Annotated in this window: 11 protein-coding genes; all 11 read left to right on the top strand. The window is 36.9% G+C overall.

Going from position 1 to position 13,844, the window contains the following annotated elements:
• Window positions 1-12: 12 nt before the first annotated feature.
• The 11 genes from AB3H93_RS07540 (at window position 13) to AB3H93_RS07590 (ending at window position 13,810) form a co-directional block, all read left to right on the top strand.
• Entirely contained in the window at window positions 13-912 is a 900-nt protein-coding gene (locus AB3H93_RS07540) for a hypothetical protein (protein WP_053766379.1), read from the top strand.
• Window positions 913-1,200: 288 nt separating this feature from the next.
• Window positions 1,201-1,476, top strand: a complete 276-nt coding sequence (locus AB3H93_RS07545) for a UPF0223 family protein (protein WP_010719359.1) — start codon at window positions 1,201-1,203, stop codon at window positions 1,474-1,476.
• A gap of 4 nt (window positions 1,477-1,480) precedes the next feature.
• A complete protein-coding gene (locus AB3H93_RS07550) occupies window positions 1,481-2,269 on the top strand; it encodes an inositol monophosphatase family protein (RefSeq protein WP_228011847.1) in 789 nt (262 codons plus the stop codon).
• Window positions 2,270-2,421: 152 nt separating this feature from the next.
• Window positions 2,422-4,251 carry a translational GTPase TypA gene (gene typA, locus AB3H93_RS07555; RefSeq protein ID WP_010737451.1) on the top strand — a complete coding sequence of 610 codons (1,830 nt, stop codon included), beginning with the start codon at window positions 2,422-2,424 and terminating at the stop codon, window positions 4,249-4,251.
• 834 nt (window positions 4,252-5,085) lie between these two features.
• Entirely contained in the window at window positions 5,086-6,837 is a 1,752-nt protein-coding gene (recQ, locus tag AB3H93_RS07560; RefSeq protein WP_368020381.1) for a DNA helicase RecQ, read from the top strand.
• A gap of 162 nt (window positions 6,838-6,999) precedes the next feature.
• Entirely contained in the window at window positions 7,000-7,302 is a 303-nt protein-coding gene (locus AB3H93_RS07565) for a DUF1507 family protein (protein ID WP_010719354.1), read from the top strand.
• A gap of 2 nt (window positions 7,303-7,304) precedes the next feature.
• Window positions 7,305-8,471, top strand: a complete 1,167-nt coding sequence (locus AB3H93_RS07570) for an FtsW/RodA/SpoVE family cell cycle protein (RefSeq protein ID WP_010719353.1) — start codon at window positions 7,305-7,307, stop codon at window positions 8,469-8,471.
• 20 nt (window positions 8,472-8,491) lie between these two features.
• Complete coding sequence (locus tag AB3H93_RS07575; protein ID WP_010737454.1) at window positions 8,492-11,920, top strand: pyruvate carboxylase; 3,429 nt, start codon at window positions 8,492-8,494, stop codon at window positions 11,918-11,920.
• A 13-nt stretch (window positions 11,921-11,933) separates the two neighbouring features.
• Window positions 11,934-13,061 (top strand): CAP-associated domain-containing protein, encoded by a 1,128-nt coding sequence (locus tag AB3H93_RS07580; protein ID WP_053766375.1) that lies wholly within the window; start codon window positions 11,934-11,936, stop codon window positions 13,059-13,061.
• Window positions 13,048-13,476, top strand: a complete 429-nt coding sequence (locus tag AB3H93_RS07585) for a YlbF family regulator (RefSeq protein WP_034700682.1) — start codon at window positions 13,048-13,050, stop codon at window positions 13,474-13,476. The genes AB3H93_RS07580 and AB3H93_RS07585 overlap by 14 nt, the downstream gene beginning before the upstream one ends.
• Complete coding sequence (locus tag AB3H93_RS07590; protein WP_010719349.1) at window positions 13,469-13,810, top strand: YlbG family protein; 342 nt, start codon at window positions 13,469-13,471, stop codon at window positions 13,808-13,810. Before AB3H93_RS07585 ends, AB3H93_RS07590 begins: the two co-directional genes overlap by 8 nt.
• Window positions 13,811-13,844 lie beyond the last annotated feature (34 nt).

The raw sequence follows: 13,844 nt of genomic DNA on the forward strand, positions 1-13,844 counted from the left end.
GGTAGTCAACAGATGAATAAAGAAGATAATAAACTAACAAAATCTTTTTTACTTAGGCCAGACAAAGATCTTCAAACTTTTGCACATTCAAATAAGATTAGTACCAAAAGTATGAAACAAATATTAGAAGAAAAGCTAAGATTTCCATGGGAAAAATTAAACGATTATTTACCAGAGCTATTAGAAAAATCAAGCTATCATTGTATCGTTGAAAAAATTTTGAGTGAACATTCAGAGTTTGGTAAAGTTGTTCCTCTCAGTGAAGAGGCCAATAGGGAAATAAGCATTATTATGAATAAAATAGGAATTTCTGAACAATCTCAGTTCAGTGAAATTTTACCCAAAGCAATTTTAGAAAATCCAATAAGTTTGGAGAGTTTTTCTGAAAATTTAGAAAAATATGTTTCTTCGTCTGAATTTACGATGTATATTAATGCAGCAGAGATTCCAAGTACTATATCATCAGAAGAGATACTTAGCGATAATATAATAAATTTTGAACTAAACAAAACGATTCAAAAATACAATGAACTAGCTGTTAATGGAGGAAATATCATTACTAAACGAGATGTTAAAAGCACCTTACTTCATTATTTAAGTAGAAAGGATAATGAATCATATAGGCCTAAGGTCGATACAGAAGTACTTATTGAAGTTGTTGTCAAAGCATTGCCACATTGTCATTATATTAAAAATTCGTCTTTATCCTCTCAAAATTGGTTCTATAAGATTTTTTTAGAAAATGAAGGGAATTCTAAATTTGCTGAGCTACAGAAGGGGATGTTTAAATTAATTTCAAAAGATGAAACATACACTGCCACTAAAATAAATGAACAATATCGGATAAATCATAGTTTTGCTAATGAAGCGTCTATGAGCTCGTTAAACATACCTGAACATGAAGGACGTTAGTTTCATATGAAATCCCTTAGGAAAAGTAAAAATGTTAGATCTTTTTCTCTTATCTTAATAAATAAACCTACGTCACCGACAGAATTTATTTTCTCTATTTTGTTAGTGACGGTTCTTTGTATGAACGTGTGAATTTTTATAGACTATTACTTATTTTTCTTAGCTAGCGATAAAAAATAGTTATTCAACTATAAATTAATTATGTAAACTAGAAAATCGAAACTATTTGGTTATGTACTTATTCTTATGATACACTGATTTTGACTATAGGAAATAGGAGAATGAAGTATGCAAGATTATCAATACCCGCTTGATTTAGACTGGACCACCGAGGAAATGGTCATTGTGATGAAGATGTGGGAGGATTTAGAGTTAGCGAATGAAAAGGGCATCGATAATGCTCGGTTTTTAAAATCATACCAACAATTCAAAACGGTTATTCCATCTATTGGAGAAGAAAAAAAATTAGGAAAAGAATTTGAAAAAGTATCAGGTTATTCATTGTATCGAACAGTTCAAGCAGCAAAAAAGAATCAGAAAAAAATCCTAAAAATGAATGGGTGAGAACATGAATAAACAAGAACTGATCCATCAGATCAAAATTTGGCTTAAAGAAGCAGCTGAGAAAATCCGTAGGGTACAAATCAAGACGTTGAAGGTTGATCAAAAAACCAATCGAAAAGATCTGGTTACCAATATGGATCGTGAAGTTCAAGCTTTTTTGATTGAAAAGATTCAGGCGTATAATCCAGAAGCAAAGATTCTCGCAGAAGAAGAAGGTTACAGTGAGTTAGAAAGCTTTGAAGGGCAAGTATTTGTTATTGATCCAATTGATGGAACCATGAACTTCGTACTTGAACAAGAGAATTTTTGTATTATGTTAGGCGTTTATCAAGATGGTGTTGGACAACTTGGTTTTATTTATGACGTGATGAAAGAAGCGCTGTATTGGGGTGGAAAAGATTTAGGTGTTTATATGAATAACCATCCGTTAACTAAGCCAGAAGACCTTCGTTTAAAAGATGGACTTATTGGTTTGAACGGTTATCTTTTTAGTCATAACCGGTGGAATGTTCGAACGATTGGTGAACAAAGTATGGGTGTTCGTATTTATGGATGTGCAGGACTAGAAATGATTGCACTTTTAAAAGGGAAACATATTGGTTATATTGCAAATTTGAGCCCGTGGGACTATGGCGCAGGGAATGTTTTACTCGCTGAATTTGGAATGAAATATAGCGGTATCTCAGGAGAAAAGCTAAAATTTCGAGGAAGAGAATATTATATTGCGGCTACACCTCAAGCCTATGATGAAATTCGGGCACTTATTGTTGCGGCTGATTCGCTAAATAAGTAAAAAAAACCGCATAATTAAGAAAAATATGGCTAAAATATTAATTTTCTCGAAAAAATGAAAACATTTTACTATATTTCATGAAAAAAGTTTGCTATAATAAACAGTCGAGTAAAATTGCACTGTCATAAAGAACCGAGAAGGAGTTAGTTACATTGAACTATAGAAATGATATCCGTAACGTAGCGATCATCGCCCACGTTGACCACGGAAAAACCACATTGGTTGATGAATTATTGAAACAATCAGATACATTAGACGCACACACACAATTACAAGAACGTGCGATGGATTCAAATGCTTTAGAAAAAGAACGTGGAATCACGATTTTAGCAAAAAATACCGCAGTTGATTATAAAGGGATTCGTGTCAATATCATGGATACACCTGGGCATGCGGACTTTGGTGGCGAAGTTGAACGAATCATGAAAATGGTTGACGGCGTTGTCTTAGTAGTTGATGCTTATGAAGGAACGATGCCACAAACTCGTTTTGTTTTGAAAAAAGCGCTAGAACAACATATTACACCGATCGTAGTTGTGAATAAAATTGATAAACCTTCTGCACGACCTGAGTTTGTTGTTGATGAAGTATTAGAATTATTTATTGAACTAGGTGCAGATGATGATCAATTAGATTTCCCAGTTATCTATGCTTCAGCATTAAACGGAACATCTAGCTTGTCTGATGATCCAGCTGATCAAGAACCAACAATGGCACCGATCTTTGATACAATCGTTGAAAAAATCCCTGCGCCAGTAGACAATAGCGATGAACCATTACAATTCCAAGTATCATTGCTTGATTATAACGACTATGTTGGACGTATCGGGATTGGTCGTGTCTTCCGTGGAACGATCAAAGTAGGGGACCAAGTTGCCTTACTAAAATTAGACGGTTCAGTTAAAAAATTCCGTGTAACTAAATTATTTGGTTTCTTCGGCTTGAAACGTTTAGAAATTGACGAAGCAAAAGCTGGAGATCTAATTGCCGTATCAGGAATGGAAGATATTTTCGTTGGGGAAACAGTGACACCTGTGGACCACCAAGATGCTCTGCCAATTCTACACATTGACGAACCAACACTGCAAATGACTTTCTTAGTGAATAATTCACCATTTGCTGGCCGTGAAGGAAAATATGTCACTGCTCGTAAAATTGAAGAACGCTTGATGGCTGAGTTGCAAACGGATGTTTCATTGCGTGTTGAACCAACAAATTCTCCAGATGCTTGGACTGTTTCTGGTCGTGGAGAACTTCATTTGTCAATTTTGATCGAAAACATGCGTCGTGAAGGTTATGAACTACAAGTATCGCGTCCTGAAGTTATCGAAAAAGAAATTGATGGCGTGAAATGTGAACCTTTTGAACGTGTTCAAATCGACACACCTGAAGAATATATGGGTAGCGTAATCGAATCATTGAGCTTACGTAAAGGCGAAATGCAAGACATGATCCATACTGGTAATGGACAAATCCGTCTAACATTTTTAACACCAGCTCGTGGCTTGATCGGTTATTCAACTGAATTTCTTTCAATGACTCGCGGCTACGGCATCATGAACCACACATTTGATCAATACCTACCAATGTTACCAGGTCAAATTGGTGGACGACACCAAGGTGCGTTAGTATCAATTGATACTGGAAAAGCAACAACTTATTCCATCATGAGTATCGAAGAACGTGGAACTGTTTTTGTTGAACCAGGTACAGAAGTTTATGAAGGCATGATCATTGGTGAAAATAGTCGTGACAATGACTTGACTGTTAACATCACGAAGGCAAAACAAATGACTAACGTTCGTTCTGCTACCAAGGACCAAACATCTGTTATCAAAAAACCAAAACAATTGACGTTAGAAGAATCGTTAGAATTCTTGAATGACGATGAATATTGTGAAGTAACACCGGAAAGTATCCGTTTAAGAAAACAAATCTTAAACAAAAATGCACGTGAAAAAGCTTCTAAAAAGAAAAAATAATCATTTGTTCACCTTGTTGATACAGTGATGTTTAGCTTTGAGAAATAAACCGAAGAAGTCCAAAAATAGGAGTAACTATTTTCGGGCATCTTCGGTTTATTTTTGTTCAGACGACTGGTAAATCAGCATTAATGTAGATGAAAAGAAAAATACTGTCGGCAAATTTTGCTTCTCAATTTTTTAGAACGTATTCAATTGTTTGAAATTAAAAGGAGAGAATTGTTTTTCCTTTTTCTAAAATTTTTATCTGTGGAGAAGTTAATAAAAACTATAAGAAAAATTCAATAAGTACGCTAAAAGTTTATTAAAAGTCTTTTTAAAATCTTTGATTACCTCGTTTTTTGTTTCACGAAAAGCGAAAGTTTCACAAAAAGCATGTTGTACTTGATTGCTTGGAGAAGTAAAATATAATTGACGTATTATAGTTATAGAGGGGCGATAGAAGGGTCAATAATAAAAGGTTGCTCTAGGCTTTTTATAAATAAAAAACAACTAAACCGTGGACGAGCGGCAGTTTTTTGACATAAAGCTGAGTTTCGTAAAACATGGGGAGCTGTTTCGAGATTATCATCCTTAATGCTCCTGCGATTACTCGGCGCAGTTTTTACTTGGTGAGCGCTCAGGTCAAAGCGCTCTTTTCACAACCTCTTATTCACGGTGTTCAAAGAGCTGACCCTCGGCGATAAGTCAAAAAATCTCAAAACATGGGGTACTGTTTCAAGATTTTCATCCTTAATGCTCCTGCGATTACTCGTCGCAGTTTTTACCTGGTGAGCGCTCAGGTCAAAGCGCTCTTTTCACAACCTCTTAAATCAACTAAAAAGTAGGGATTAAATGAATGATATATTAAAACAATACTTTGGTTATGAAGTATTTCGCCCTGGACAAAAAGAAATTATCCAAAAGGTACTTGGTCATGAAGACGTCCTAGGGATCATGCCTACAGGAAGTGGGAAGTCCATTTGTTATCAATTGCCAGCATTGATGCTGGATGGCTTGACTGTGGTCATTTCTCCTTTGATCTCTCTGATGAAAGATCAAGTAGATGCTGCCAATCAGTTAGGCATTTCAGCGACATTTATCAATAGTTCATTGGATAGTTATGAGACTGCTTCTCGGTTTCGATTACTCGAACAGCAACAAATCCAATTATTATATGTTGCGCCAGAACGGTTTATCATGCCAGATTTTATCCAATCAATGAAACGTTGGCACATGCAACTGATAGCGATTGATGAAGCGCATTGTATCTCACAATGGGGACATGATTTTCGTCCAAGCTATCTTCATATGGCAGAAACATTAAACACGTTTAATCAACGACCGATCATTGTGGCATTGACTGCTACTGCAACAAAGCAAGTAGCAGAAGATATTAAAAGACTTTTAAAGATACCAATGGATAATCATATTCAAACGGGTTTTGCACGAGAAAATCTACGTTTACAAGTAGTAAAAGATCAAAAAAAAGAGCAGTACTTAATTGAGTATCTACGTATCAATAAAAAGCAATCAGGGATCATTTATGCCGCTACCCGCAAAGAAGTTGATCGAATCTATCATTTGTTAAAGAAATTTGATTTCAGTGTTGGCAGATATCATGGTGGGATGAGTGAAAGCCAACGAACAGAAATCCAAGAGGACTTTTTATATGACCGTACAGAATTATTAGTTGCAACGAATGCTTTTGGCATGGGGATCAATAAGAGTAACATCCGCTTCGTCATTCACTATCAGATTCCTGGTTCTTTAGAAGCTTACTATCAGGAGGCGGGACGAGCAGGTCGTGATGGGCTCTTAAGTGAGGCTGTCTTGTTGTTTGCTCCCCAAGATATACAGGTCCAAAAATTTTTTATCCAACAATCCCAACGAGAAGAGTCACAAAAACAAAAAGAATACGAAAAATTAAAAGCAATGACGGAATACGTCTACATCGAATCCTGTCTGCAACAATATATTCTTACTTATTTTGGCGAAAAAAGTATCCCATGTGGAAGATGTGGTAACTGTTTAGATGAACGTGAACTAGTCGATGTAACGACTGAAACACAGATGGTGTTGTCTTGCTTGAAACGCATGGGTGAAAATTATGGGAAACAATTGTTGATGAAGGTATTAGCTGGTTCGAAAGAACAAAAAGTCAAGTTGCTAGGTTTTCAAGCGTTATCAACTTACGGCTTATTAAAAAAATGGGCACAAAAAGATATTCTTCAGTTGATCGAGTATCTTATTTCTGGTGGTTATCTGTATTCAATGAACGGTGAATACCCCACGTTGAAAGTAACGGAACTAGGAATCGAAGTGTTAAAAGGGAAACAAAAAGTATTTAAAAAAGAAGCTGAAAAAGTCCAACAACTTTCTGATGAAGAAGCTGACACCTTATTTGAAACGCTAAGAGAGTTACGAACTGACTTAGCTTCTGAAGCAGGCGTGCCGCCTTATGTGGTTTTTTCAGATGCGACTTTAAAAGAAATGAGTCGACAACGTCCAAAAGATCGACTTTCTTTATTGCAGATAAAAGGGGTAGGACAAAGCAAGTTAGACAAATACGGGGACGCTTTTTTAGCACTGATACTTTCTAGTTAAGTAGTGTATCGTTTGTAAAATTAGTGCATCTATTGTTTTTGCTCATGATGGGCTAACAAATAGTAAAAAAAGAAGAAAATCCCTGAGCGAAAACTGGGATTTTTCCCCGTTAGAATTTTAAGTATGTTATAATAAATAAACTTAGAATGGGGGTAGGCTTAGATGGATTCTCTATCAAATGAATTTGCAGTTCAAGTGCTTAAAGATGAATCAGAACGAATCAAACGCTTGATCAAAAATCAAAAAAATAGCCTGTGTATCTCACAATGTAAGGCATTTGAAGAAGTAGTAGATACGCAAATGTATGGCTTCTCACAACAAGTCGGATTTGCCGTTCGTGTAGGCATCATCGATAAAACGGAAGGTCAATTGTTGCTGAGTGAGCTAGAGCGTGAACTGAACCGATTATATAGTGAGGTTTACCAAGAAAATTACGATAAAAAAGAAATTGGCAAGGAGGAGTAAACTTGCCTAAGAAAGTAAAAAAAAGGCATTTATTAAACTATAGTATTTTGATTCCTTACTTGATTCTATGTATTTTAGGTTTAATCATGGTCTATAGTTCATCATCTTATTTATTGCTAGAAAATGGAAGCAGTCCTTCCGCCTCTTTTTTTAACCAAAGTTTGTTTTGGGGCGTTAGCTTAGTAGCTATTGGACTTTTATATAAAATGAAAACATCCGTATTAAAAAATCAACGACTGATTATGGCAGCTATTGCTGTACTGACAATCTTGCTATTGATCGTTTTATTCTTCGGGAAAGAAATCAATGGAGCGAAAGGATGGCTTCAAATCGCTGGATTCTCTCTCCAGCCAGCTGAATACTTAAAGATCATTGTGATTTGGTACTTAGCATTAACGTTATCTAAAAGACAAAGAAGCGTTCAAAAAGATTTTGTTTCTACTGTTAAAAGACCGTTACTGTTAGTGTTGGCACTAACAGCGCTAGTTGCTATTTTACCCGATTTTGGTAATGCAACTGTCATTTTTTTAATTATCTTAGTCTTACTTTTGGCTAGTGGTATCAACTACGTTTATACGTTGATCGTTGGGGTCGGTGGGGTTGGCTTGAGTGCTTTAGCAATCTGGTTGATCAATATCACCCACGGGAAAATATTTCCCGGACGTTTACAATATATCTATAACCGATTTGCCATTTATCAAAATCCTTTTTCTGACGAGTTGAACAAAGGTCATCAATTAGCTAATGGTTATTATGCGATGTTCAATGGAGGGCTTTTTGGTCGAGGTCTTGGAAATAGTATCCAGAAAAAAGGTTTTTTAAATGAAGCGCAGACGGACTTTATTTATGCCATTGTGGTAGAAGAGTTAGGCGTGATCATGGGGATCTTGATTCTTGCTTTACTGTTTTTCATGATTGTTCGGATCTTTTTGGTGGGGATTCGCTCAAAAGATCCATTTAATTCTCTATTATGTATTGGGATTGGTGCCATGTTCATGATCCAAATATTTATCAATTTGGGAGGGATAACCGGCGTTATTCCGTTAACTGGGATCACTTTCCCATTTTTGAGTCAGGGAGGATCTAGTTTATTGATGTTATCCATTTGTGTTGGCTTCGTCTTGAATATCAGTGCAGATGAAAAACGAAAAAGTTTAGGTTTATACTAAAAAGATGTAGGAGTGGTTTGATGGAAAAAGTTTTAGTTGCTAACAGAGGAGAAATTGCTGTACGAGTGTTTCGAGCATGTACAGAATTAGGAATTAAAACTGTAGGTATCTACGCAAAAGAAGATGAGTATTCCGTGCACCGGTTTAAAGCAGATGAAGCATATCTAGTTGGCGAAGGGAAAAAACCGATTGACGCTTACTTAGATATTGAAGGGATTATTGCCATTGCGAAAGCCTGTGGAGCGGATGCGATCCATCCAGGCTATGGGTTGTTATCTGAAAATCTAAGTTTTGCAAAACGATGCAAGGAAGAAGGCATCACTTTTGTAGGACCAGACTTACATCATTTGGATATCTTTGGTGACAAGATCAAAGCAAAAGCAGCAGCTATCGCAGCTGGAATTGCTTCGATTCCTGGGACTGATGGACCGATTGAAAAGGTCGAAGATGCTTTGTCTTTTGCTGAAACGTACGGTTATCCGATCATGATTAAAGCCGCTCTAGGTGGTGGGGGACGAGGCATGCGTGTCGCCCATGATGAAAAAAGCGCTCGAGAAGGCTATGATCGTGCGAAAAGTGAAGCAAAAGCGGCTTTTGGCAGCGATGAAGTGTATGTTGAAAAATATATTGCAAATCCTAAACACATCGAAGTCCAAATTTTGGGCGATAAACATGGAAATGTGATCCATTTATTTGAAAGAGACTGCTCTGTACAAAGACGTCACCAAAAGGTAGTAGAGGTAGCACCTTGTGTCTCCATGTCGACTGAACAACGCGAACGCATCTGTCAAGCAGCCGTTCAATTAATGAAACACGTTGGTTATGTCAATGCTGGGACGGTTGAATTTTTAGTTGAAGGAAATGACTTTTATTTTATCGAAGTCAACCCTCGAGTCCAAGTGGAACATACGATTACAGAGATGATTACCGATGTGGACATCGTGACTACTCAATTATTGATTGCCCAAGGGAAAGATTTACACAGTGAAATTGGTCTGCCGCAACAAGCAGATATCAAACTAAATGGTTCTGCGATTCAATGTCGGATCACTACAGAAGACCCGTTGAATCATTTTCTTCCTGATACAGGGAAAATCGATACTTACCGTTCACCTGGTGGTTTCGGAGTGCGTTTAGATGTCGGTAATGCTTATGCAGGATATGTGGTTACCCCATACTTTGATTCACTTTTAGTCAAAGTTTGTACACATGCAGCAGATTTTGATACGGCAATCCAAAAAATGGAACGTTGCTTAAAAGAATTTCGGATTCGTGGAGTCAAAACCAATATTCCATTTATGTTGAATGTGATTTCCCATCCTGAATTTCAATCAGGAAACGCTAAAACGACATTTATCGATAATACAAAAGAATTGTTTGAGTTCCCTCGTTTACGCGACCGTGGAAATAAAACAATGAAATATATCGGTGAAATTACCGTGAATGGCTTCCCGGGAATCAAAAATGGTGAAAAACCATTTTATGAATCTCCTCGGGTACCGAAAGATTTGATTAAACGCCCAGATTATCTGACAGCAAAAAATGTTTTAGATTCTGATGGTTCGGATGCGTTAGTCCAATGGATCAAATCGCAAGAAAACTTGTTATTGACTGATACGACATTTAGAGATGCTCATCAAAGTTTATTAGCAACTCGTGTTCGTACGAAAGACTTTAAAGAGATTGCTCAATTGACCGGTGAAGGATTACCTGAACTATTCTCAAGTGAGATGTGGGGAGGAGCAACCTTTGACGTCGCTTATCGCTTCTTGAATGAAGATCCTTGGCAAAGATTAAGAAAGATCCGAGCATTGATGCCAAATACGCTGTTACAAATGTTGTTCAGAGGTTCAAATGCAGTCGGTTATTCCAATTATCCGGATAACGTCTTAGTAGAATTTGTGAAAGAAGCAGCGGCTCAAGGAATTGATGTGTTTCGAATCTTTGACAGTTTGAACTGGGTACCGCAAATGGAAAAAAGTATCCAAGCGGTTCGAGACACAGGTAAGATTGCAGAAGCTGCGATCTGCTATACCGGAGATATCAATGATCCTAGTCGTGCAAAATATAATGTCCAATATTACAAGGACATGGCGAAAGAACTAGAACAACTTGGGGCGCATATCATTGCGATCAAAGATATGGCTGGCTTGCTGAAACCACAAGCTGCTTATCGCTTGATCAGTGAATTAAAAGAGACTACTGATCTGCCAATCCACCTTCATACACATGATACGAGTGGAAATGGAATCATTACCTATTCTGCAGCTTCGAAGGCTGGGGTAGATATCGTCGATGTGGCGATGAGTGCGATGAGTGGGAATACAAGTCAACCAAGTATGAGCAGTTTGTATTATGCTTTGGTCAACGGTCCACGGTTGCCAGAGATCAATATTCAAAATGCACAACAATTGAATCATTACTGGGAAGATGTCCGTATGTATTACAAACCATTTGAGAACGGTTTGAATGCACCAGAAACAGAAGTATATATGCATGAAATGCCTGGTGGACAATACTCTAATCTCCAACAACAAGCCAAAGCAGTTGGTTTAGGAAATAAATGGGATGACATCAAACAGATGTACCATACAGTGAACCTGATGTTTGGTGATATCGTGAAAGTTACCCCTTCATCAAAAGTTGTAGGAGACATGGCTTTGTTCATGGTTCAAAATGATTTAACGGAGGAAGATATCTATGAAAAAGGTGAAACATTGAGTTTCCCAGAGTCTGTGATTACTTTCTTCCAAGGAGAGCTAGGACAACCGGTTGGAGGATTCCCGGAAAAATTACAAAAGATCATCCTTAAAGGACGAGAAGCGATTACTGAACGTCCTGGAGCTTTAGCTAAACCAGTTGATTTCCAACAAGTCAAAGCAGAATTAGCTGAAAAAATCGGCTATGAACCTAAACAAGAAGAAGTGCTGAGCTATTTGATGTATCCGCAAGTCTTTCTAGATTATCAAGCAGCCTATAATCAATTTGGTGATGTGACATTACTTGATACACCAACATTCTTCCAAGGGATTCGCTTAGGAGAAACGGTGAATGTTCAAATTGAAAAAGGCAAGATTTTGATTATTCGCTTGGATGAAATCGGCGAACCAGATATTGAAGGGAATCGTGTCTTATTCTTTAACTTGAATGGCCAACGTCGTGAAATTACAGTGAACGACCATTCGATCATCAGTACTGTACAAACACGTGTGAAAGCTGAACCAACAAATCGTGAACATATCGGTGCAACGATGTCTGGTTCTGTATTAGATGTATTGGTCAAAAAAGGCGATCATGTCAAAAAAGGCGATACATTGATGATCACGGAAGCAATGAAAATGGAAACAGCAATTGAAGCTCGTTTTGATGGTGAAATTGCGCATGTCTACGTAACAGATGGCGATGCGATCGCTTCTGGTGATTTATTGATTGAAGTAACTGAAAAATAAAGGTGGGAAAAAGATGAAACGGCTAGGGTTATTTGGTGCGATATTGTTATCAGTGATCATTGCATTTTACATGCAGCCGGTGTTGTTTCCTCCTAAACTTGAAGTAAAAAAAAGCTCAGAGCAAATCACTCAAAATCAAATGACTACGTGGAAATACCAGAAGTTGGAAACATCTGGCTTTTCCACGTATGTTGGTCAATCAGTTGATGAATTAGAGCAACGTTTTGGTGATCCCTATGAACGCTTGACGAGTGGGTTTGGTTTTGAAACAAGATATTACCATGATCAAATCAATCACTTATCCTTTGAAGCGAATATCACAAAAGATAAAGTTTCCACGATTAAAGTATTAAATACGGACAACTCAACGATTGCTCCTTTTTACTTAGGGATGACAATGCAAGATCTAACAGAGATCACCACGATCTATACGAATTTTAATTTTCAATACAATGGAACAGATGTCGGGATCGAATTGATGGAAGAAGATATGAATTATCGACCGTTGATTGCGTTTGATAATGATACGTTTGCTATTTTATTCTTCGACCAAAGTAGTAATGGACTGTTTTCAATCGTTTATTTGGATAAAACTAGTTTGTTGAAACTTCATCCCTATCAAGTATTTGGTTCAGACTTACCGCAATATAAAATAGATGATCAAGTAGATTGGGCTGAAATCAATCAAGCAAAAGAAGGTCATAGTGTTCGATTGTTGAATCAGTTAAGGCAATTGGATCGCTTACCACTTTATAAGCAGACGACCGGTTTTTCTACTCAAACGAAATTGCTTTTAAGTGATTATCTTAATAGACCAGAAGATATTTTGACGAAAGAACGATTAGCAGAATGGCAACAAATAGCGGGTAGTACAAACGCAACTGCTAAGTTTTCATTGACTACTGATGAAATTGATTCGTTAGTCGCAAAAAGAAAGCTTCCCCAATCGACCGGTGTCTTTACCCATCCAGTGATTGATCCAACGTTTACATTTTTATTTTTGTATAGTGATCCGTACTATCACGACCGCTTTTTAGTTAACACTTCCGATCTATTAGGAATTGCTTTTTCAAAAGAAAATATGTTAGTCTTAATGCAAGAAGAAGTTAAGGAGAGTACCGATAGCAGTGATAATCAATGAGGAATTATTTGCCTTAGAAGATCAATGTCAGAGCTTATCCAATTGTATCAAAAAAAGCGAGACGATGAAAAAATATTTAAAAGCTAAAAAAGTGATGGAACAATCAGCGGATGTCAATTTATTGATTAATGATTTCTCAATAAAAAAAGAACAGTTTGAAAAAGTTGTTCCTTATCAAAAATATGCACCAGAATTTCGAGAGAAGCAAAGAGCTGTTCGGTTAGCCAAACGCCAACTTGATTTGCATGAAAAAGTAGCGGATTTTCGTTTTATGGAAACACAATTGCAAGATCTATTGGATAAAATTAGCCAACAGTTAGCAGAAACGGTATCGTTGACGATTAAAATTGATGCGGGAAATCCTTTTTTTGAACAAAAGGGGCGTAGTGGATGTGGAGGTAACTGTCATGAATGATGAAAAAAATGAATTTCAACTAACGAAACGACGTGGGTTGATTGTCTGGGTATACAGTTTGAAACAATTAAAAAATTTGAAGAAATTTGGATTGCTTCATTACGTTTCACGTAAAATGAAATATGTCGTATTGTATTTGAATGAAGACACATTTGAGCAAACTGCAGAACGAATCAACAAACTTCATTTTGTTCGCAAAGTTGAACGCTCTTATCGTCCAGACGTCGAAATGAACTTTGCTGATAAGATTGGTACGAAGCAACCAGTCAAAGAAGAAGGTTTTGAGATTGAGGAGATCAATACTAAGATTCGTTTAGCAGACCATGTCTTTTAAACCTGTTTTGTGTAAATCATTCATCTCTTAAATA

It is taken from the genome of Enterococcus sp. C74 (assembly GCF_040887125.1).
GTDB lineage: Bacteria > Bacillota > Bacilli > Lactobacillales > Enterococcaceae > Enterococcus_B > Enterococcus_B hirae.